General features: G+C 69.0%; 15 protein-coding genes and 1 pseudogene. 9 read left to right on the top strand and 7 right to left on the bottom strand.

What is annotated here, in order from left to right; translation table 11 throughout:
* The 4 genes from ACN28G_RS09635 to ACN28G_RS09620 are packed head-to-tail and all read right to left on the bottom strand — an operon-like array spanning position 1 to position 4,627.
* Positions 1-1,179: a substrate-binding domain-containing protein gene (locus ACN28G_RS09635; RefSeq protein WP_229688628.1), complete on the bottom strand. Its 1,179-nt coding sequence runs from the start codon at positions 1,177-1,179 to the stop codon at positions 1-3.
* A gap of 12 nt (positions 1,180-1,191) precedes the next feature.
* Positions 1,192-2,178, bottom strand: a complete 987-nt coding sequence (locus ACN28G_RS09630; protein ID WP_421478937.1) for an ABC transporter permease — start codon at positions 2,176-2,178, stop codon at positions 1,192-1,194.
* A complete protein-coding gene (locus tag ACN28G_RS09625) occupies positions 2,166-3,146 on the bottom strand; it encodes an ABC transporter permease (protein ID WP_421478936.1) in 981 nt (326 codons plus the stop codon). Before ACN28G_RS09625 ends, ACN28G_RS09630 begins: the two co-directional genes overlap by 13 nt.
* Complete coding sequence (locus tag ACN28G_RS09620; RefSeq protein WP_421478935.1) at positions 3,143-4,627, bottom strand: sugar ABC transporter ATP-binding protein; 1,485 nt, start codon at positions 4,625-4,627, stop codon at positions 3,143-3,145. Before ACN28G_RS09620 ends, ACN28G_RS09625 begins: the two co-directional genes overlap by 4 nt.
* A 490-nt stretch (positions 4,628-5,117) precedes the next feature.
* Between ACN28G_RS09620 and ACN28G_RS09615 the strand changes: the two genes are divergently transcribed.
* The 3 genes from ACN28G_RS09615 to ACN28G_RS09605 all read left to right on the top strand — a co-directional run bounded on the left by ACN28G_RS09615 (position 5,118) and on the right by ACN28G_RS09605 (position 10,417).
* Entirely contained in the window at positions 5,118-8,663 is a 3,546-nt protein-coding gene (locus ACN28G_RS09615; RefSeq protein ID WP_091437441.1) for a ThuA domain-containing protein, read from the top strand.
* Positions 8,664-8,807: 144 nt separating this feature from the next.
* Positions 8,808-9,569: a FadR/GntR family transcriptional regulator gene (locus tag ACN28G_RS09610; RefSeq protein ID WP_091437437.1), complete on the top strand. Its 762-nt coding sequence runs from the start codon at positions 8,808-8,810 to the stop codon at positions 9,567-9,569.
* Between the two features lie 134 nt (positions 9,570-9,703).
* Positions 9,704-10,417: a hypothetical protein gene (locus tag ACN28G_RS09605; protein WP_091437434.1), complete on the top strand. Its 714-nt coding sequence runs from the start codon at positions 9,704-9,706 to the stop codon at positions 10,415-10,417.
* 12 nt (positions 10,418-10,429) lie between these two features.
* Here the strand turns inward: ACN28G_RS09605 and ACN28G_RS09600 are convergent, their stop codons facing one another.
* Positions 10,430-11,467, bottom strand: a complete 1,038-nt coding sequence (locus ACN28G_RS09600) for a hypothetical protein (RefSeq protein WP_091437431.1) — start codon at positions 11,465-11,467, stop codon at positions 10,430-10,432.
* 260 nt (positions 11,468-11,727) lie between these two features.
* Here ACN28G_RS09600 and ACN28G_RS09595 point away from each other — a divergent pair, with 260 nt between their 5' ends.
* From ACN28G_RS09595 to ACN28G_RS09575, 5 genes are all read left to right on the top strand, one after another.
* Positions 11,728-12,741: a LacI family DNA-binding transcriptional regulator gene (locus ACN28G_RS09595; protein WP_421478934.1), complete on the top strand. Its 1,014-nt coding sequence runs from the start codon at positions 11,728-11,730 to the stop codon at positions 12,739-12,741.
* Between the two features lie 73 nt (positions 12,742-12,814).
* Positions 12,815-14,440: an FAD-dependent oxidoreductase gene (locus ACN28G_RS09590; protein ID WP_091446385.1), complete on the top strand. Its 1,626-nt coding sequence runs from the start codon at positions 12,815-12,817 to the stop codon at positions 14,438-14,440.
* A 16-nt stretch (positions 14,441-14,456) separates the two neighbouring features.
* On the top strand, positions 14,457-15,728 hold the full coding sequence (locus ACN28G_RS09585; protein WP_091437423.1) for an ABC transporter substrate-binding protein: 1,272 nt from the start codon (positions 14,457-14,459) through the stop codon (positions 15,726-15,728).
* A 10-nt stretch (positions 15,729-15,738) separates the two neighbouring features.
* A complete protein-coding gene (locus ACN28G_RS09580; RefSeq protein WP_091437420.1) occupies positions 15,739-16,689 on the top strand; it encodes a carbohydrate ABC transporter permease in 951 nt (316 codons plus the stop codon).
* The gene (locus ACN28G_RS09575) at positions 16,679-17,521 is read left to right on the top strand and encodes a carbohydrate ABC transporter permease (RefSeq protein WP_091437416.1); all 843 of its coding nucleotides are present in this window, start codon (positions 16,679-16,681) and stop codon (positions 17,519-17,521) included. The genes ACN28G_RS09580 and ACN28G_RS09575 overlap by 11 nt, the downstream gene beginning before the upstream one ends.
* Positions 17,522-17,733: 212 nt before the next feature.
* Here the strand turns inward: ACN28G_RS09575 and ACN28G_RS09570 are convergent, their stop codons facing one another.
* Entirely contained in the window at positions 17,734-18,378 is a 645-nt protein-coding gene (locus ACN28G_RS09570) for an Imm32 family immunity protein (RefSeq protein WP_139135661.1), read from the bottom strand.
* 1,075 nt (positions 18,379-19,453) lie between these two features.
* Between ACN28G_RS09570 and ACN28G_RS09565 the strand changes: the two genes are divergently transcribed.
* A complete protein-coding gene (locus ACN28G_RS09565; RefSeq protein WP_175440528.1) occupies positions 19,454-19,633 on the top strand; it encodes a hypothetical protein in 180 nt (59 codons plus the stop codon).
* Positions 19,634-20,480: 847 nt separating this feature from the next.
* Here the strand turns inward: ACN28G_RS09565 and ACN28G_RS09560 are convergent.
* Positions 20,481-22,391: pseudogene (locus ACN28G_RS09560) on the bottom strand (polymorphic toxin-type HINT domain-containing protein); the annotation flags it as partial.
* Positions 22,392-22,661: the final 270 nt, after the last annotated feature.

Here is a 22,661-nt window from a genome sequence, read left to right as displayed (position 1 = left end):
CTACTTCCAGCGCTGTGGGTAGCCGGGCAGGTCGGTGCAGCCGCACATCGCGTAGTGCAGCGGCGGCATGTCCGCGTCGAGGTAGCTGTCCAGGTTGTCCTGGGTGATCGTCGGCTGGGGCAGCTTCCACGGGCTGGCGACCTGCTGGCCGTCGAGGATCCGCAGCGCGGCGATGATCGGCGTACGCCACTGGTAGGTGGGGTAGGTCGGGGCGATGGCGGTGAGCCCGGCGTCCTTCCAGACCTTGAGGAAGTCGAGCTGGTCCTCGCCGTTGATCGGCGGGACGGGTTTGCCGGCGTCCTGGAAGGCCTCGACGGCGGCGACCGCGACCGCGCCGGCGTCCATCCAGACGCCGTCGATGGTGCCGTGGCGCTGGAGGTAGTCGTCGACGATCTTCTTGGTCTTGGCCGGGTCGCCGTCGGTGAACTCGACCCCGACCACGTCGACCTTGGCCTTGTCGAAGGCCACCTTCGCCGCCGACCAGCGGGTCTCCAGCACGTCGACGCCGGGCAGGATACGCAGGGCGAGCACCTTGCCGCCGGGCTTCATCCGCTGGCTGACGAACTGGGCGCCGACGTGGCCGAAGCCGTAGCCGCCGATCGGGTTGATGAACGTCACCGGGCAGGTGGTGTCCACGCCGCGGTCGAAGACGACGACCGGCAGACCCGCCCGGCAGGCCGCCTCGACGGCCGGGGTCAGCGTGGCGGTGGTGTTCGGCGAGACGATGAGCGCGTCGCAGTCCCTGCCGAGCAGGTCGTTGATGTCGGCGATCTGCTTCTGGTCCTTGCCCTCGGCGTCGACGTGCACGAACTCGCTGATCCGGCTGCCCTGCGCCGCGACCTCGGCCTGCATGGTCTTGAAGCCGACCTGTCGCCACGGGTTGTTCAGCGCGGCGTTGGAGAAGCACAGCTTGTGCGGGCCGGCCTTCTTGAACGTGGCCGTGTCCTTCATCGTCGGGTTGAGCGCCTGCTCCCACGGCTTGTCCGCCGGCCCGGTCGGGGCGGCGTCGAGCAGCGCCAACTCGGCGTCGTAGTCGGCGCGGACGAAGAACTTCGACTGTTCCCCGGTGCCCGGGCCGGCGGCGGCGCTGCCGGACGGGCCGGTCGTCGGCTCGTCGGTGGCGCAGCCGGTCAGGGCCAGCAGGGTGACGGCGGTCAACGCCGCCAGGCCACGTCGCACTATGGTTTCCCCTTATCTCGGAACGGATCGCGTTGCCGAGACCGCCACGGCGAGCAGGATGATCGCGCCCTGGACGGTCGACCTGAGGGCGCCGGGGACGCCGTAGAAGTTCATCAGGGCGAAGAGCAGCTCCAGGGTCAGCGCCCCGAGCATCGCGCCGAGCACCGCGCCGCGACCGCCGCCCAGGGCGACGCCACCGAGCACGACCGCGGTGATCGCGCCGAACTCCAGGCCGGCGCCGGCCTGGAACGACACGCCGCTGTAGCCGCCGAGCAGGATCGCCGCCACGGTCGCCGCGAGGCCGCTGAGCACGAAGGCGATCGTCCGGGTACGCCAGACGCGCACCCCGCTCAGCTCGGCGGTGCGCGGGTTGTCGCCCACGGCGACCAGGGTCCGGCCGAAGTCCGAGCGCATCAGCAGCATCGCCACCGCCGCCACGACCAGCAACACGATCAGGGCGTACGGCACCCGACCGAGCACCGGTACGTCCTCGAACCCGCGCCGGCCGAACTGCCGGAACGGCTCGGACAGCCCGCCCCGGGGCGCGCCGTTTGACCACAGGTACACCGCGCCGACGAGGATCAGGTACATGCCGAGGGTGGTGACGAACGACGGCACCCGCAGGCGGGTGGTGATCAGGCCGTTGACCAGGCCGACCAGCGCGCCCCCGACGAGCAGCACCGCCACCACCGGCCAGGTCCTACCCGGATCGCTGTCGATCAGCCGGGCGGCGACGACCACCTGGGCGGTGACCAGGGAACCCACCGAGAGGTCGAACTCCCCGGAGACGATCACGAAGTACTGGCCGGCGGCGAGCAGGATGATCGGCGCCGACCGGCCGAGGAACGACATCAGCGACGGCGGGGCGAGGAAGTCGGGCTGCCGGACGGCGACCAGGAGCAGCAGCACCGCGAGCATGGCCAGGATGGGCAGCAGGCCACCGGGGCGGGCGCGCAACGGCAGGGGACGGGAGCGCAGGGTCGACATCACGGTCGCCACGCCGCCTTTCGCAGGTTCCGGCGGGCGTAGACGGCGACCGCGGCGATGATGACGACGCCCCGGACCACCTGCTTGAAGAAGGCGTCCACCTCCAGCTGGTTGAAGGTGGCGTCGATGCTGGCCAGCAGCAGCACCCCGGCGACGGTGCCGAGGACACCGCCGCGCCCGCCGGCCAGGGCGGTCCCGCCGATCACCACCGCGGCGATCGACTCCAGGTCGTAGAGGCCCTCGGTGCCCACCCGGGGCGCGCCGGAGCCGAGCCGGCTGGCCAGGTAGATCCCGGCGAGCCCGGCGCAGAGCGAGCAGAGCACGTGGGCGGTGAGCAGGACCCGGGTGGTGCGTACCCCGGAGAGTCGGGCGACCTCGGGGTCCCCGCCGACGGCGACCAGGTGGTGGCCGAAGCGGGTGCGCGCGAGCGCGAACCAGGCCGCGCCGGCCACCGCGACCAGCAGCAGGAAGGACAGTGGCACCGGCCCGATCCGCTGATAGCCCAGCGTCTGCACGAGCGCGGGGGCGGTGCTGCCGGCCGGACCGTCGTAGCCGCTGTCGAGGTAGCCTTTGAGCAGCAGCCCGACGCCGAGGGTGGCGATGAAGGCGTTCACCCGCAGCCGGGTGACGAGCACCCCGTTGAGCAGCCCCACGCCGGCGCAGACGGCCAGGGTCAGACCGACCGCCGGCAGCACCGCGCCGTCGCTGCCGTTCATCGTCTCGGCCGCGACGAGGGTGCTCAGGCTGATCACGTACGCCACCGACAGGTCGAGCGACCCGCCGAGGACGACCAGGGTCTGGCCGACGGCGACCAGGCCCAGCCCGGCGGCGACGTGCAGCAGGCTCACCGTGGTCGCCTGGTTGAACAGCTGACCACCGTTGACCGCGACGACCAGCCAGCCGACGGCGAGGGTGAGGGCCAGGGCCAGGAACACCCCCGGTACCCGCCGGGGCACGGCAGCCAGCGACAGCGCACTCATCGGGCGGTGCCGACGGCCAGGGCGACGACCTCCTCCTCGGCCGCACCGGCGGGCAGCTCACCGGCGACCGCGCCGTCGCGCATGACCACGATCCGGTCACTCATGCCCAGCAGCTCCGGCAGGTCCGAGGAGATCATCAGGACCGCCGCGCCGTCGCGGGCGAGGCGACGGACCAGGTCGTGGATTGTCGACTTGGCGCCCACGTCGATGCCCCGGGTGGGTTCGTCGAAGAGCAGGATCCGTGGGTCGAGGGCGAGCCACCGGGCCAGCACCACCTTCTGCTGGTTGCCGCCGGAGAGGAATCGGATCTCCTGGTCGACACCGGCCGCCCTGACCTGGACGGCGGTGAGCAGCTCCCGCACCCGTACGCCCCGGCGGGCGCGCCCGGTGCCGACCGCCCGGCTGGCCAGCAGGGCGTTGTCCAGCACCGACTGCCGGGCGACGATGCCCTCGCCCTTGCGGTCCTCGGTGACGTAGGCGATGCCGGCGCGCATCGCGGCGCGTGGTGAACGCAGCCGGACCGGGGTGTCGTCCAGGGTCAGCTCGCCGGCGGTGAACGGCTCGACACCGAAGATCGCCCGGGCCACCGCCGAGCGGCCGGAACCCTGCAGGCCGCCGAGGCCGAGCACCTCCCCGGCGCGCAGCTCCAGGTCGACGCCGCGCAGCCGCCGGTTGGTCCCGTGGCGCACGGTGAGCCGGACCGGGCCACGGTCGTCGGGGCGGGCCCGGTCCGGGTAGTAGTGGGACAGCTCCCGGCCGACCATGTGACGGACCAACTCGTCGGCGGTGGTGTCGGCGGTGCGCACGGTGGTCACCCGGCGACCGTCCTTGAGCACCGTGATCCGGTCGGCCAGGTCGAAGACCTCGGCGAGCCGGTGGGAGACGTAGAGCAGGCCGATGCCGCGCTCCTGCAGCCGTCGGACCAGCGCGTAGAGCAGCTCGACCTCGTGGTCGGCCAGCGCCGCGGTCGGCTCGTCCATGATGAGCAGCCGGGCGTCCAGGGCGAGTGCCTTGGCGATCTCGACGACCTGCTGCCGGGCGACGCCGAGCCGGCGCACCGGGACGTCCGCCGGCACCGCCTGCTGCCCGATCGAGTCGAGCAGCTCGCGGGTACGGGCGAGCATCGCCCGCCGGTCGACCAGACCCCGGCGGACCGGCTCGTGTCCCAGGTGGACGTTCTCCGCGACGGTGCGCTCGGGCAGCAGGTTGAACTCCTGGTGGATGATGCCGATGCCGGCGTGCTGCGCATCGCGCGGGCCACGGAAGGAACGTGGCCGGCCGGCGAACTCGACGGTGCCGCCGTCCGGCGCGTGCCCGCCCGAGACGATCTTCATGAGGGTGGACTTGCCGGCACCGTTCTCGCCGACGACGGCGTGCACCTCACCGGGGGTGACGTCGAGGTCGACCGCGTCGAGTACGCGTACCCCGAGGAAGGACTTGCCGACCCCGCGCAGGGCGAGCAACGGCTGCGCATCCGACATCCAGATCCCTTACGTTCAGTAATCATTGACGGGGCTCAACATTTGGGCGCCATGCCCTGCGGACAGCCGCGATGCCCTCGTGCGCAACTTCTTCTTGACATGACCGAAACGTCACACGTATGAAGATAGATGTTCGGGTATGAGTTCGCAATCCTCGGCGGGCCAAGACTTTCCCGTCACCCATCGACCGGCCACGACACCAGCCCGACCGAGATCGACAGATCAAAGGGGAGCAGTCAGGGGAAGAAATGTTAGCAAAAACATTGACAGTCATTGATGTCGATCCCATCCTGACTCTGCGCCACCACGGGCTCCAGCCCGGTCAAGAATGACGCTGCGTGACATATCGCGGCGCTGACTGCCGTCGCGGCGGACGGTACGACGACCGACCGGACACCCGCACCTCACGCGCGCTGCGACCCGGCGCGCCGTGGGGATGCGGGTGGCCCGTGGTCACCACCCCGTTGCTCCGCCCGACCTAGGAGACGGCATGCGTCGCAACACCCTCATCACCGGGGTGATCACGGGCCTGGTGCTCGCGTTCGCCCTGGTCAATCCGGCAACGGCGGCTCCCGCCTTCCGCGCCCTGCTGTTCACCAAGACAGTCGGTTACCGTCACGACTCAATCCCCGCCGGGATCTCGATGTTTCAGCAACAGGCGGCGGCGAACAACTTCGAGCTGGTGCACAGCGAGGACTCCAGCGTCTTCACCCCCGCCAACCTCGCCACCTTCGACGTGCTCATCATGTTCCAGACCTCGGGCATGGTGTGGACCTCGGCGGCCCAACGCCAGGCGGTGGAGGGCTACCTCGCCAGCGGCAAGGGCATCGTCGCGGTACACAACGCCACCGACATGGGCATCGAGGGCGAGTACCCGTGGTGGGACCAGACGGTCAACGCCGGCGCGCACATGACCGAGCACTCCCCCGGTGTGCTGCCCGGCACCGCCATCGTCGCCGACAGGAAACACCCGTCGACGGCCGGCCTGCCGGACCGCTGGAACCGCAGTGAGGAGTGGTACAACTTCGACCGCAATCCCCGGGGCGACGTACACGTCCTGGTCACCGCCGACGAGCGGACGTACAACCCGGGTGCCCGGGCGATGGGGCCCGACCATCCGATCTCCTGGTGCCGCAACGTCTCTGGCGGCCGGGTGTGGAGCACCGGCATGGGACACGCCATCGAGTCCTACAGTGAGACCCACTTCCGCAACCACATCCTGGGCGGGGTCAAGTGGGCCGCCGGCAACGAGCCCGGCGACTGCGGCGGCACGGTCTGGGGCAACTTCGAGAAACGCGCCCTGGACGACAACACCGTCGACCCGATGGCGCTGGCCGTGGCACCGGACGGCCGGGTGCTCTACGTCCAGCGCGGCGGGCAGGTGAAGATCTTCAAACCCGGTACGAACAGCACCGTCACCGCCGGCACGCTCAGCGTCTACACCGGTGGCGAGGACGGACTCACCGGGTTGGCCCTGGACCCCAACTTCGCCACCAACGGCTACGTGTACCTGTACCACTCCCCCGCCGGCAGCGCCACGGACGTCAACCGGGTCTCCCGCTACACCCTCACCGGCGACACCCTGAACACCTCCAGCGGGGTGACCGTCATCGACATCCCGGCCACCCGGGACCGGACCTTCCCCGAGCCCGGACACACCGGCGGTTACATCGAGTTCGGGCCGGACGGCAACCTCTACATCGGCACCGGCGACGACGTGCCGCCGAACCTCGACCCCAACTGGCAGGGCTACGCCCCGCTGGACTGGCGCTCCGGCAAGGCCAACCTGGACGCCGCCCGGACCGCCGGCAACACCAACGACCTGCGCGGCAAGCTGCTGCGGATCCGGCCCCAGGCCAGCGGCGGTTACACCATCCCGGCGGGCAACCTCTACCCGCAGGGCACCGCGCAGACCCGGCCGGAGATCTACGCGATGGGCTTCCGCAACCCGTTCCGCTTCTCCATCGACCCCGCCAACGGCTGGGTCTACCTGGCCGACTACGGGCCGGACCGCAACCCGCCGACGACCAACCGCGGCCCCGAGGGGCTGGTCGAACTCAACGTGATCAAGGCCCCGGGCAACTACGGCTGGCCGTTCTGCCACGGCGACAACCAGCCCTACGCCCCGTACAACCCGGACACCGGCGTGGTCGGGGCGAAGTTCAACTGCTCCGCGCCGGTCAACAACTCGCCGAACAACACCGGCCTGACCAGCCTGCGGCCGGTCGTCGCGCCCAACCTGTGGTACGGCTACGGCACCTCGCCGAACTTCCCGGAACTCGGCTCCGGCGGCTCCGGGCCGATGGGCGGCCCGGTCTACCGGTACGACCCGGCGAACCCGTCGCCTACGAAGTTCCCGCCCTACTACGACGGCGTGCACTTCTTCTACGAGTGGTCCCGCAGCTACCTCAAGGAGGTGCACTTCGACTCGGCCACCGCGGTGACCCGGACCAACTCCTTCCTGCCCAACGGGCGGTTCAACAAGCCGATGGACCTGGAGTTCGGCCGGGACGGCTCGCTCTACCTGCTGGAGTGGGGCACCAACTTCGGTGGCGGCAACAGCGACTCCGGGCTGTACCGCATCGACTACGTCCAGGGCGGCCGGTCACCGGTGGCCAAGGCGACCGGCACTCCGACCAGCGGCAACGCGCCGTTGACCGTGCAGTTCAGCAGCGCCGGCACCGCCGACCCCGACCCCGGAAACACGCTGAGCTACCAGTGGACCTTCGGCGACGGCACCACCTCGACGGCGGCCAATCCGTCGCACGTCTACACCGCCAACGGCAACTACACGGCCCAGCTGAAGGTCACCGACAACACCGGCAAGACCGGTTTCGCCAACGTCACGATCACCGTGGGCAACACCGCGCCGGTGGTCACCATCACCACCCCCGCCAACGGTGGCATGCTCACCTTCGGTGACCGGGTGTCGTACCAGATCAGCGTCACCGATCCGGACGGCGGCACGGTCGACTGCGCCAAGGTGATCCTCAACCCGGCGCTCGGCCATGACGACCACGCGCACGAGACCACCGAGTACCCGGGCTGTTCGGGCACCATCTCCACCGACCTGCTCGGCGGGCACCCCGACGGCGCCAACCTGTTCTACGTGCTCAACGCCCGCTACACCGACAACGGCGGCGCGGGCGGGGCGGCGCCGCTGACCGGGTACGCGCAGGTGATCCTGCAACCCAAGCACAAGCAGGCCGAGTACTACAGCAGCCAGTCCGGCACCCGGGTGATCGACCAGGCCGCGGCGGAGAGCGGCAAACGCGTCGGGGACATCTCCAACAACGACTGGGTGGCGTTCACCCCGATGAGCCTGTCGGGCATCAGCACCGTCAGCTACCGGTTGTCCTCGCCCTCGGGCGGCGGCACGATCGAGTTGCGCGCCGGCTCACCGACCGGCACGCTGCTGGCCACCACCCCGGTGCCCAGCACCGGCGGCTGGAACAACTACCAGTCCACCCCGCCGGTCAACGTCACCGCGCTGGCCGGCACCCACCAGCTGTACCTGGTGTTCAAGGGCAGCGCGAACAACTGGTTCGACCTGGACTCGCACACCTTCGGCGGCTCGGGTGTCGGCACGCCCGGCCCCACCGGCGTGGCCGGCCGGACCTGGACGCTGACCGCCCAGCACAGCGGCAAGGTGATGGACGTCAGCGGGGTCTCCACCGCCGACGGCGCCCAGATCAACCAGTGGGCGGCCACCGGCGGCAACAACCAGAAGTGGCAGGCCGTTGACGCCGGTGGCGGCGCGGTGTACCTCAAGGCGGTGCACAGCGGCAAGTGCGCCGAGGTGACCGGCGGCTCCACCGCCGCCGGCGCCTTCCTCCAGCAGGCCGCCTGCACCAACGGCAACCAGCAGAAGTTCACCGCCACCGCCACCGGGACCTCCGGGGTGTACACGGTGCGCAGCGTGCCGAGCGGGCTCTGCCTGGACGTCAACGGCGGCGCCACCACCGACGGGGCCCGGCTGGTGCAGTGGACCTGCCACGGGGGTACCAACCAGCAGTGGCGGTTCGGCGCGGCCTGACCGCCCACCGCCGGTTAGTGACCGGTGACGGTCCGATCATCCATCACAGACCGAAAGGTAGATCGTATGACGTATCACGTCCATCCTCCGCCGTAGACTGACCCACGGACGCCGGGCCCACGGCGGGCCACCCGGAGGAAGAACATGTCGCCACCGCAGGAGACCGCCCTGCCCGCTCCGACCTGGTCGCGCCGGCCGACCAACCTCGCCAGGGCCGTCACCGCCGAGCTGGTGGAGCGCATCGTCGCGGGGGTGCACCCGTCCGGTACACCGCTGCCGCCGGAGCCGGCGCTCTGCCGGACCTTCTCGGTGAGCCGGACCGTCGTGCGGGAGGCGGTCAAGATCCTCCAGGAGAAGGGCCTGGTCCAGGTCCGCCAGGGTGCGGGCACCATGGTCACCCCGTCGGCGATGTGGGACATGCTCGACGAGCTCGTCCTGGCCGCCACCATCGCCAAGGACGACAGCCTGGCGATCCTCGACGACCTCGTGGTGACCCGGCGACTGCTGGAGTCCGACATGGCCAACGTCGCGGCCCGCCTCGCCGACGCCGAGACCGTCGACCGGCTGGGGACCATGGTGGAGCGGATGGACGAGCTGCTCGACGACCACGTCACCTACCACGAGCACGACCGGGCCTTCCACGACACGGTCATGCAGGCCTCCGGCAACCGCATCGCCCGGGGCGTCGTCCGGGCGCTGGAGAGCCAGGTCGTCAACACCGTCCGCTACATGGGCCGGACCGAACCCGCGCTCTGCGCGGCGTCCAACCGTGGGCACCGGCTCATCTACGAGCGGATCGCCGCGCACGACCCGGAGGGTGCCGCGCAGGCGATGTTCACCCACATCACCGAGGCCTGGCTGGTCCGTCGGGGCGGCTCCGCGGACCCGGTGCGGCTGCGCCGCTGACTAGCGGCCCAGACATCACACGTCAAACGACTGATGTCGATTTTTCAACGCTCGGTCACCCCCCACCGCCGCACCGGGCGGCCGCGACGCACTAGCATTGCCGCGGTCCGCGACGGCTGCTGAAACGAGGCGAGATGCGGTGGCTCCGGCAGTTACTGGGTGGCAGGCAGGTCCAGCTGGATCCGGTACGACAGCAGGAACTGCTCCGCGAGGTCCGGGGCCGCTACGGCGACCATGCGCGGGTCCGGTTCGCCGACCAGGTAGGCGCGGTCGCCCAGCTGCTCGGTGACGACGACGGCCTGGTGGTGGCGGCGCGGATCGTCGGTGACGCCGCCGACGAGGCCCACGCGGACCTGCAGGCCCAGGCCCACGAGGTGCACCGGCGCACCGGGCGCCGACTGCTGGTGCACCGCCGTAACTACCGGCCGCTGTGGAAGGAGGCCGGCCACGCGCTGCGCTGGCCGCTGTTCGCCCTGCCGTCCGGCCTCCACCCGTACGCGCAGGTGACCGCCGCCGTCGCGGTCGTCGGTGCGAACGCCGACCGGCTGGACCGGGTCACCGACCCGGTCCCGGTGGTGACCCGGGTGTTCGAGGTGCTCGACCTCACCACCGCCGGCTGGGAGTACGGCCGGGTGCGGTTGGACACCGATGCCGCCACCCTGGCCGACTCGCTCATCTCGACCGCCGCCCAGGTGCTCGCCACGATGGACGATCCACCCCGGCTGCCCCCGGCGGTCCGGGAACTGATGCGCCGCAACAACACCCTGGACGTGCTGGATCCGGCCGTCGCCCGGGTGGTCGGCCGGTTCAACCCGGGCGCGCGGATGCGGGAGATCCTGCTGGCCTGAGCCCCGGCGGGGTCAGCCGGCGCGGGCGACGCAGATCCGGGCGTCCAGGCGGGGGCCGGCCTCGTAGAGCATGTACGACACGCCGCCGTCGGTGCCGAAGCTGGGCGCGGCGACCCGGCCGTTGTCCGAGGCAACCGGGGCGTGGAAGACCCCGAGGTGCACCTCCCGGTCGAAGTTGTTGCCGACCTCGGTGATCCGGATCCGCCCGTCGTTGCCGTGGTACGCCACGTACGTGGTGCCGTTGCGGGTCAGCAGGTGCGGGCCGGAGATGTCGGTCAGCCCGTCGCCGGCCGGCGAGACCAGCGGATTGGGGGCGAACTGCCACTGGTCCCACCCGTTCGGCGACCAGCCCCAGAAGATCTTGCGGGTGCCGGGGCCGACGGTGTGCGCGCCCATGAAGAGCATGACGTACGTGTTGTTCCGCCCGGCCACCCGGTGCGCGAAGACCCGGGCGTACGAGGTCTCGGTGGTGTTCGGCACCAGGCGGGTGCTCAGGATCGGCGTCTCGTCGGTGAAGGTGATGCCGTCGCGGGAGCGGGCCACCCGGGTGGTGGTGTTCTCGCCGTGGAAGTAGAGGAAGAACTCCCGGCTGGAGTCGTTCCACACCACGTGCGGCGAGGAGACGTGGCTGACCGTGGTGGTGGGCAGCCGCCGGTCCACGATCGGGTTGCCCGGGTGCTCGGTGTAGGGGCCCTCCAGCCGGTCGGCGTAGGCCAGGCAGATGCCGCCGGGGGCGTCGTGCGGGGCGTAGTAGAGGTAGTACCGCCCCCGGGCGCCGGAGATCTTGTCGTAGACCCCACGCACGCACGGAAAGATCGTCTCGCCGGTCGGGTCGTAGGCCAGCGGTCGGGCGAACGCGTCGCGGACGTACCGGTAGCTGGGGAAACCGGCCGGTCCGCCGAGGGCGGAACCGGCGGCGAGGGTGCCACCGAGCGCGGTGCCGGCGGCCGTCGCGGTGCCGAGCAGGGCCGCGCCGCGCAGCAGGCCGCGGCGGCTCACCGCGGCCGGACCGGGTGACGCGGACGGGCTGCGCAGGGGTTCGTTCTCCATCGGATCTCCCCACCGTCAGTGACCGTGTGTGAGATCCCGCTCGACGAGGGAGCGGGCCTCGTGGTCGATGAGTCTGCGGCGGTCTGCGGGCCAGCGTCAAGGCGCTAATACGGATTATCACGCGCTTACGGCCGAGAAGTTTTCGGTCGCCGGGGGTTGACGGCGGCGGGGACCGGGTCGCAGGATTTCACACCAACGTCGCTAATGCGTATTAGCACTGAAACGATTGGACACCGAGCGTGACCGGATCGCGTAGGCGGGTGACCCAGCAGGACATCGCCCGGATGACCGGCGTCAGCCAGGCCACCGTCTCCCTGGTGCTCAACGGCCGCGACGACGGCAGCGTCCGGATCGCCCCGGACACCCGCGACCGGGTGCTGACCGCCATCCGCACCACCGGGTACGTCGCCGACCCGGTGGCCCGCCGGCTCGCCGCCCGGCACAACCGGATCCTCGGCGTGTTCACCTACGAGCCGGTCTTCCCGGCCGGCACCGGCGACTTCTACCACCCGTTCCTGGTCGGCATCGAGGAGTCCGCCGAACGGCTCGGCTGCGACCTGCTGCTGCTCACCAGCGCCCCGGTCACCGACGGCCGACGCCGCATCTTCCACCACGACAACCGGCTCCGGCTGGCCGACGGCTGCATACTGCTCGGCCGCTCCCTCGACCCCGAGGAGCTGGCCCGGCTGGTCGCCGAGGGACACCCCTTCGTGTCGGTGGGCCGGCGCGACGACGCCGGCGGACCGGTGCCCTACGTCGGTGCCGACTACCGCGCCGCCACCGCCGCCGTGGTCCGTCGGGCCCTCGACGCCGGCCACCGCGAGCTGGCGTACCTGGGTCAGGGCGCCACCGGCCCGGAGTCCCCCGCCGACCGGTTCGCCGGCTACCGCGAGGCCCTGGCCGCCGCCGGGCTACCGGCCCGGCACCTGTCGACCGACCGCGACCCGGCCGACCTGCTCGACCCGCTGCTGGCCGACGGGGTCACCGCCGTGGTGGTCGAGGAGTACGCCGACGGCGTCGCCCTCGCCGCCGTCGCCCACGACCGGGGCCTGGCCGTCCCCACCGACCTGTCCATCCTGACCCTGGGCGACCCGACCCGGCCGACCAGCAGCGACCGGGAGTTCACCGGCTTCCGGATCCCCCGCCGCGAGATGGGCTGGCAGGCCGTCGAGGTGCTCACCGGGCTACTCGCCGCGCTGCCCGACACGGTGACCCAACGGCTGCTGCCCTGCCAACCGGTCGACGGCACCACCCTGGCCCCACCCCGCCCCTGACCACACCCCTGCGGCCGCCACCTTCACGCGGGCGGCCACCCCCACCCCCCGGAAAGGACGGACCGTGCCCGAGATGCAGGCCGAGGTACTGATCGTCGGCGGTGGACTCGGCGGCGTCGCCGCCGCGCTGGCCGCGCTGCGCGCCGGCCGCACCGTACTGCTGACCGAGGAGTACGCCTGGCTCGGCGGACAGCTCACCAGCCAGGCGGTGCCCCCGGACGAACACTCCTGGGTGGAACACTTCGGCGTCACCGCCAGCTACCGGGCGCTGCGCGAGGGCATCCGGGAGCACTACCGCAACTGGTACCCGCTCACCGACCGGGCCCGGCGCAGCACCGCGCTGAACCCGGGCGCCGGACACGTCAGCCGGCTCTGCCACGAACCCCGGGTCGCGGTGGCGGTGCTGGAGAACATGCTGGCCCCGTACCGCGGGTCCGGGCGGTTGCGGGTGCTGCAGCCGTACCGGCCGGTGGCCGCCGACACCGACGGCGACCGGGTCACCGGGGTCACCGTGCAGCACCGGGACACCGGCGAACGGCTGCACCTGAACGCGCCGTACGTGCTGGACGCCACCGAGACCGGCGAGTTGCTGCCGCTGACCGGCACCGAGTACGTCACCGGCTTCGAGTCCCGGGCCGACACCGGCGAGCCGAGCGCGCCCGAGCAGGCCCAGCCGACCAACATGCAGGCCGTGTCGGTCTGCTTCGCGGTCGACCACGTCGACGGCGACCACACCATCGACAAACCCGCGGCGTACGACTTCTGGCGGGACTACCAACCGCCGTACTGGGGCGACCGGATGCTGTCGTTCCGCTCCCCCAACCCGCGCACGCTGGAGATCTCCGAGCGCAGCTTCACCCCGAACCCCGACGACGACCCCTGGCTGGTCCAGGCCGACCAGCGGGTCAACCCCGGCGACGGCAACCTGTGGACGTTCCGGCGCATCGCCGCCCGGCGCAACTTCCTGCCCGGGGCGTACGACAGCGACATCTGCCTGGTCAACTGGCCGATGATCGACTACTTCGAGCAGCCGCTGATCGACGTGGCCGACCCCGACGCGGTCATCGCGGCGGCCCGGGAGCTGTCCCTGTCGGTGCTGTACTGGCTGCAGACCGAGGCCCCCCGCACCGACGGCGGCACCGGCTTCCCGAGCCTGCGGCTGCGCGGCGACGTCACCGGCAACGGCACCGCCGCCACCGGTGGCGACCTCACCCACAGCGGCCTGTCCCAGGCCCCCTACGTGCGCGAGTCCCGGCGCATCCGCGCCGAGTACACAGTGGTCGAGCAGGACCTCTCCCTGGCGGTCCGGGGCGACAAGGGCGCGGTCAGCTACGCCGACTCGGTGGGCGTCGGCATGTACCGCATCGACCTGCACCCCTCCACCGGCGGCGACAACTACGTAGACGTGGCCTCCTGCCCGTTCGAGATCCCGCTCGGCGCGCTGATCCCCCGGCGGGTGGAGAACCTGCTGCCCGCCGGCAAGAACATCGGCACCACCCACATCACCAACGGCTCGTACCGCCTGCACCCGGTGGAGTGGAACATCGGCGAGGTCGCCGGCCTGCTCGCCGACTTCTGCCTGGCCCGGCGGGTCACCCCCCGTGCGGTGCGCTACACCCCCGGCCTGCTGGCCGACTTCCAGCACCGCCTCGCCGACGCGGGTGTCGAGCTGCGCTGGCCCGACATCACCGGCTACTGAGGAAGGACACACCCAGATGAGGATCCGGTTGACGGCCGTCGTCGCGCTCAGCGCGCTGCTCGGCCTGACCGCCTGTGGCGGCGACTCCGCCGAGTCCGACGGCCCGGTCACCCTGCGGATGACCACCTGGTCGGCGAACGAGGCCCACCTGAAACTGTTCAACGAGATCGCCGCCGAGTACACCGCGGCCAACCCGAACGTCGCCGGGATCACCTTCGACCCGCTGCCGTTCGAGACCTACACCACCACGCTGACCACCCAGATCGCCGGCGGCAACCCACCCGACCTGGCCTGGGTGCTGGAGAACTCGGCCCCCGACTTCGTCAACTCCGGCGCGCTGGTCCCGCTGGACGACACCCTCAAGGCCACCGACGGGTACGCCTTCGACGAGCTGACCCCGGCCGCGACGAAGCTGTGGCAGACCGACGGCAAGCTGTACGCGTACCCCTTCTCCACCTCGCCGTTCGGGGTCTTCGTCAACACCGACCTGCTGACCACCGCCGGGGCGAAGAAGCCGGCGGAGCTGATCGCCGGCGGCCAGTGGACCTGGCCGAACGCGCTGTCCGCCGCCTCGACGGTGCAGGCGAAGACCGGCAAGGCCGGCCTGGTGGTCCGCGACTTCGACTACAAGAACTGGGACTTCCTCTCCACCGTGTGGACCGGCTGGGGCGCCCAGGCGTGGAGCGAGGACGGCAAGACCTGCGGCTTCGACTCCCCGGAGATGGTCGAGGCGATGACCGCCCTGCACCGGGGCATCTTCGTCGACAAGGCACTGCCCGGACCGGGCACCACCGCCGACTTCTTCGCCGGTGAGGCCGCCATGACCATCACCCAGATCTCCCGGGCCTCCCTGCTGGCCGACCAGAAGTTCGACTGGGACCTGGTGCCGCTGCCGGCCGGCCCGAAGGGCGAGTACGCGGTCATCGGCCAGGGCGGCATGGGCGTGCTCAAGCAGGGCCGCAACGCCGAGGCCGCCGCCGACTTCCTGGCGTACCTGACCAACCCCACCAACTCGGCGAAGCTGGCCCAGTTCTTCCCGCCGCCGCGCACCTCGCTGCTGACCGCCGAGACGCTCGCCAAGACCAACCCGCTGCTGAGCCCGAAGCAGCTGCAGGACGTGGTGCTCGACGGGATCGCCGAGGGCGTGGTGAAGCCCAGCCACACCGGCCAGGCCGAGCTGAGCCAGGCGGTACGGGCCGCGCTGGACCCGCTGTGGCGTCCCGACGCCGACGTGCGGGGCGTACTCCAGGGCACCTGCGCGGCGATCAACCCGCTGCTGGCGAAGTAGGCGAACCCGGATGTCGGTCCTGACCAGGGACACCCCGCGGCGGGCCGGAGACCGGCCCGCCGCGGCGCCCCGGCGCGGCTGGTGGACCAACCGCCGCCGCGACCACCTCGCCGGCCTGCTCTTCGTCGCCCCCCAGCTGGTCGGCACGGTGCTGTTCGTGCTGGTCCCCCTCGGCCTGGTGTTCTGGTACAGCCTGCACGAGTGGAACGTGCTCGCCGGCACCTTCGAGTTCGTCGGCCCGGACAACTACCGGAGCCTGGCCGAGGACGCGAACCTGCCGTCGGTGCTGCGGGCCACCGGGCTGTTCTCGGTCGGCCTGGTGGCGCTCAACCTCAGCCTGGCCCTGCTCCTGGCGGTGCTGCTCAACCAGCGGCTACGCGGCACCGTGGTGTTCCGGACGCTGTTCTTCTCCCCGGTGGTGGTCTCGCTGGTGGCCTGGACGATCGTCTGGGGTTTCCTGCTGCAGGACAACGGCGGGGTCAACGGGGCGCTCGGCGCGGTCGGCGTGGACGGCCCGAACTGGCTGCGCGGCGACACCACCGCCCTGCTGTCGGTGGTCGTGGTGCAGGTGGTGAAGAACGTCGGTCTGAACATGGTGCTGTTCCTGGCCGCCCTGCAGGGCGTGCCGGCGGAGCTGTACGAGGCCGCCCGGGTCGAGGGCGCCGGCGCCTGGACCCGGTTCCGGCGGATCACCGTGCCGCTGATCAGCCCGACCATCCTGCTCACCTCGATCATCACCGTGGTCGGCTCGTTGCAGGTGTTCGCCCAGATCGCCGTGCTCACCCAGGGCGGGCCCGGCACCTCGACCACGGTGCTCGTCTACTACCTCTACCAGCAGGCGTTCCAGTTCCACCAGTTCGGCTACGGCGCGACCCTGTCGGTGCTGCTCTTCCTGATCGTGCTGGTGCTCACCGTCGTGCAGTGGCGGATGCGCAGAAGGTGGGTCCACCATGAACAGTAGGCTCCCCGCCCGGGTCAGGGTCGCGCTCTACGGCGCACTCTGCCTGCTGGCCGTCCCGTTCGTCTTCCCCACCTGGTGGATGGTCACCTCGTCGGTCAAGCCGGTCAGCGACATCTTCGCCTTCCCACCGTCGCTCTTCCCCACCGACGCCAGCCTCGCGGCGTACCGGCGGGTCTTCGAGCTGCAACCCTTCGCGCAGCAGTACTTCAACAGCGCCTACATCGCGGCCGTGGTCACCATCGGCACCCTGGCCGTCTCCTCACTCGCCGGGTACGCCTTCGCCCGGATCCGCTTCCGGGGCCAGCACGTGCTCTTCGTGGTGGTGCTGGTCGGGCTGCTCATCCCGAGCGAGGTGACCATCGTGCCGCTGTTCCGGATGTTCAACTCGTGGGGCCTGGTGGACACCCACTGGCCGCTGATCCTGGTGCCGATCTTCGGCGCGCCGAGCGTGCTGGCCACCTTCATCATGCGGCAGTTCTTCATCACCCTGCCCGGCGAGCTGGAGGAAGCCGCCCGGGTCGACGGGCTGGGCCGGCTCGGCACCTTCTGGCGCATCGCGTTGCCGCTGGCCCGGCCGGCCCTCGGCGCGGTGGCGATCTTCACCTTCCTGCACAGCTGGAACCTGTTCCTGGAGCCGATCGTCTTCCTCTCCTCACCGGAGAAGTTCACCCTCCCCCAGGCGCTCACCCAGTTCGTCGACATCTACGGCGGACCGATGTGGGACGTGCAGCTCTCGGCCGCCTCGATGACCGCCGTGCCGGTCCTGGTCATCTTCGTGCTCGCCCAGCGGCAGTTCGTCGAGGGGCTGGCCCACACCGGCCTGAAGGGCTGACCGCACCCTCCCGGTGATTGCGGCGGGGCGGAACAGCTTGCCTGCTCGTGACCTTGACACGCGCGTGCGGGGACCTGGGCCTGACCGACAGGCCCTCACCCGCTTCCTACGCTTCCACCAACACCAAACACGCCTCAAAACCCCTGGCCAACGACCCGGCACGTGACTATGCAATAGCCTGACGGTGGCGGTGCCGGAGAACACGCAGGCCGCTACTCCAGCTCGATCCGAACCCCAAAAGAGCCTTCCTCGAACCAGCCGCAGTAGTCGTCGAAATCCAAGTGCGATCCAGCCGGTGCGCTGGGCTGCGCGAGGGTGAGCAGGTGACGGGCGAGCGAAGTAAGCCCGGCCGCGTTACCCGAGATAAGGATCGTCTTCGCCGTCGTATCGAGCACACCACCATCACACTCCTTCCCGTATAGCAGAAACTCCTCCCATTCGAAGTCGACAGTATCGCCACGAACATCCACCACTAGAGCTTTGGAATTCTCCGGATCAGCGTCAAAAAGGTTCCGCACTGCGCTAACCACGACGTCACACTCAGCACTTTCGAGACCATCAGTATGATAGGTCTGGACTTCCTGGTTGCGCGGATAGAAAACATGACTGCACGTAACATCGATATCTGCAGAAAGCCACCATTCCACGGAAATTTCACGACCCACTCGTTGGCCGATCAACTCGGCAACGCGCTCCGGAGCGACATCAACGCCATTGCCGTCGATATCGAGTAGAACTGCGACGCCCTTCGCGGGATGAACCAGATTAACTCCCCACCCCTTCAGCAGGGTGACCTGACGTTGAAAAGAATCGCCAGTAGAGGCATTTCTTACCCACTTGACGAAGCCGTCGGCCATCAGTCACTTCTCGACATATTTAAACTATTCACGTCATCTTCTTCAAACACACTTTCCGCCTGGTCAATCGCAGACTACTGCGCCCCTCCTCACCCTGACCTCAAGGCCATCCGATCTACTCCTTTCAGTATGACCCGGTTAGAGGCGCCAGACTTAGTCCGACGCTTCCAACTTGGCCACAGCACCGCCGCCGCAGCCCTGTGGAGAACACAAGATGGCCACCAAGCCGCTGCGCCTACCCCTCACTTTGCCCTACGGACCGGACATAGTCCGCGAATTGGAGCCACTTTGCCGATTCATAGAAACGTCCATACCGTATCCCGAGGCCGACTATGTGCCACCAAGACGGCGCCGGCCCACCGGGCAGATATCCCCGTCGGGCCGGCGCACCAATAACCACAACCACGCACATCGCCGATGAAGTTCACCGGGAAGCGCAGCCAACAATCTTCACCCTGGCAAACTCAGTACGGTATTTTCCGGGCAAGAAAGTTGACACTTGAGAAACTAATTCTTGGACACCGTAGAAATTCCGCTCAATGCGAGTGCGAACACATTTACTAGAACCTCCCTCACGTCTGGATCCCTATCTATACGCGTCAACGAATCGAATCTCGCTGGAGAAATGTCGATAGTTGCAACTCCACCCCGACCACCCCCACTCGTCACAGAAAAAAGGACAGCGCACCGGTAGGCACGGATCGGGCCACCTCTCGTCTCCCTCATTAAAGGTGACACCAGAACACTGTCCTCTTTTACCTGAGCACGAAGAGCATCGAGTGACGTCCACCTGCTGGCGAAGCCGCTACTCTCCGCGTCCCGCTGGACTTCCAGTAATGACTCAAAGCTGATGTGGCATATACGAAAGTCTGGATCTTGTTGTCTCACCATGGACATCAGACTTGCGAATCCTCTCGTTAACAAACTTCAACGATACGCCGGAAAACGGTTCCGCAGAAGAGCGTGATCGGTGATCCCCCCGTCCAACGCCCACTCCAGGACCGCTTGGTCAACTGCTGCAGCAGCCCACCACCGGTCAGCGGCATGAGGGTCCGGTCGGGGCGCGGCTGGTCGGGTGTCAGTCGTCGGTGAGAGCAAGACCCACGGCCTCATCGATGCCGTAATCAAGTACCAGGCCGACCGCGGCAACTTCGCCCAGCAGTCTGAACACCTGCGGCGTCTCAGCAGCAACGAGCGTGCCACGCCGCCCGGCAAGCGCTCCCGCACCAGCTGCCAGCGCACGCCGAAGCAGTAAGCCAGCCGGACCAAGGCCCTCGACCAAGATCCGACTGGGTCACAACTGCTCTACAGGATCAAGAGATGCGGTCCGACAGAAGCCGGGCCGCGCGCACGCGCTCAAGGCCTACGGCCGGCACGCACGCCCATCAATACCGGACCGACCCACCGCCACGGCGACGACCCGGGGTCAAAATGAACCCGTTCACCGACCCCCGGGCGTCAAGGACCCCGACGATTGACGCCGCGGCGCTACGCGGCACGGCATCCAGACGCCTGGACCCGGGAATCGACGCATGCCGATACGCGTCCCGGACTGACGGCGACCGTGACGACAGCCCGGAAAGACCACCGCACCCTCGGGCAACCCCCGACTACGAAACGTAGCCGTGACGGCAAGGGCAGGCGACGACCGTCAGGGCGCCGCCTGACCCGCTTGACCGTGCAACGACGCAACCGCTCAGTGCCCCCGAAATATCCGAGCGATCTCCGCCTTCTGGTCGGCAATTGATACGACCTCTGAACAGTCCGCCGGCGCAAAAACGTCAACCAGGTCCTCGTCAGACACCGGTCGTCCAACTGGAAGCAGGTACGCCAACCGACCATTGCTCATCTGACGCGTCATCCCGGATGGACTTACATTCCTCCTAGCCCCTTGGCAACACAGGAGCAGACTTTGCGATTCAAGATCCGCGCGGACTGAGATAAGACACTCAAACAGGTCAACACCCGAATATTTCCGAGGCTCCCCATGGCCCCAACGAGCTTGAAGGGCCGCTGGATCCTCGGATAGCAAGGTGAGCTCCACCTGGGCGTTCCCACCGTCGGATCCAGTGGCCAACAATTTGTAAAACATCGCTGCCACGTTACCTCCCATCGCCATAATTAGGATTCACGACCCGCGCACCGTCAGGCAAGCGACAGGAGACGATACATTCCGGTGCAATGCTTCTAGGAACTGCTACTTCACGCTCATGCGAGAAGGGATTTCCTGGAAATTCCTTGTTGACATCCACACCATCCGCGCGCACTTCATAGACGTTGCCACCCCTGTTTATCGCCACGCGCTCGCTTGTCGTTGTGGAAACATAACCAGAATCTCGCGACCACCCAGAGGCATGTTCCAGAACATCCATGTTATCCCCACGAGATTCGAAGCCATTGGCGAATATTTCGCTCGGATCCCGAGTGTCGCTCCGGTAAAGCGTCTGACTACCGCAGTTGTGCACCAGCACGGGAGTGTTGCCGGCGAGAACATAGTACGTGTGGATGTTGTCGATGGTGAGGTCGTACATTACCCGCTGGCCGAGGTGGGACCTGACCTGCGACACGGTCACCGGCGCCCCGTCGGCCGAGAGCATCCGCTCACCGGCACGCAGCCCACCCGCCCCGACCCAGGCCGACCGGTCCCGGCTCCAGAACGGATGATCCACCGTCGTCTCGACCAGCACCGGCCCGGCAACCGTCGACAAGGTCAGATCAGCAAGCTCCACATCCAGGTTGACATGGGTGGCCACCACCTCCCGGACACCGGCCGCACCCGTCTCGGGATCCTCGGCGACGACCCGGTCTCCCGTGCGCACCGCCTCGATCGGACGCACCGAGCCATCCGCCAGCAGCACCAGCGTGCCCGGAGCAAAACTGTGCTTGGCACACTTGAGATAACTCTTCACCCCGCCGATCAGGTCACCGAGCAGACCCTTCACCCTGCTCGTCAGGTTCGCGAACTTCTTCCACTTCCACGGCGCACCGTATCTGGCCGCCAACTTGCCCAACGCCCCACCGATCGCGGCACCCGCCACGTTCGCCGCCGTCGCCAGGCAACCACCCATGTCACCCTTGAGGAAACAGTCCAGGGCGTCGGTGATGCCCAACTCGTCCATCAGGATCTTCGCCAACGCCTTCGCGGCGTTCAGCATCTTCGCCTTCGCCGCGGCGATCCGCCGCTGCCGCTCCTTCTCCGCCGCCGCCCGCGCCGCAACCGCCCGCTCCTGCGCCGACGCCCGCGGATTGTTGTGCACATTGATCTTCGGCTCGTCCGGATCGTACGCACCCGAACACCCACCACAACCGTCGTTGTGCCCCTTGACCTTGTGGTAGTTGCCGTACATGTCCTCGTAGTCCGCACCCGGGCCACACGCGTCGTCCGAACACGCCCGCAGCCCGTCCGGATCCGAGTACGACACCGGGTTGTTGTTCGCGTACGCGTACCCGTTCATCTGTTGCGGATCGTTGACGTCGATGATCGGATCCACCGACACGAAACGACCCGCGACCGTGTCGTACTCCCGCGCCCCGATGTTCACCAGACCGGTTGTCGCATCGATGTTGCCGTTGACGAAACCCTTCTCCGTCGGCCACTGGCCCGGAGCCGGTGGGGTGCCGCGGCTCTCGCCGTACGGCGTCGTCCGCCGGTGGGTGACCGCACCGGCGGAGTCCACGGTCGCCTGACCGGTGCCGTGGTGGTCGCTGGCGACGTAGCGAACCCCGTCGACCTTGCGGACCAGGGTGCCGCCACCGGGCAGCGAGTAGTAGCGGGTGGCGTCGGTGACCCGGGACTGGTGGTTGAGCCGGATCTCCACACCGGGCAGGTAGAGGGTGGTCGCGGTCGGCTCCTTGCGCAGCATCCGGGAGCCGTCGACGTCGTACAGGAAGCTGGTCCTCTTGCCGGCGGCGTCGGTGACCGAGGCCAGGTTGCCCTCGGCGTCCCAGACCAGGGTCTGGTCCTCGCCGACCTTCGTCCGCTTCGTGGTGTTGCCGGCCGCATCGTAGGCGTACGGGTCACAAACGGTCAGGCACCCTCCCCGCCGCAGCTCAGCGTGCAGCCGCCCGGGGGTGTCCACCGCGCTGCGGGGAGACGGTTCGCAGATCACCCCGAAACGACCCGTACGGCTCGCCGTGCCGGGGGCGGCAGGGAGCAGTGACGGGTGGCGTCGGGCCCTCGACAGCGCCACCTGCACGCCACCGACCTGCGATGTTGCGCCGGTCACAGCGACCAGCCCTATGCCAGGCAGTATCCGGTCAGTACTATCCCCATATTCCCTATC

This window comes from Micromonospora sp. WMMA1923 (assembly GCF_049179195.1).
In the GTDB taxonomy this organism is placed as follows: Bacteria; Actinomycetota; Actinomycetes; order Mycobacteriales; family Micromonosporaceae; genus Micromonospora; species Micromonospora yangpuensis.
The sequence above is the reverse complement of the archived record's forward strand: the minus strand, read 5'-3'. Positions and strand labels throughout refer to the sequence as shown.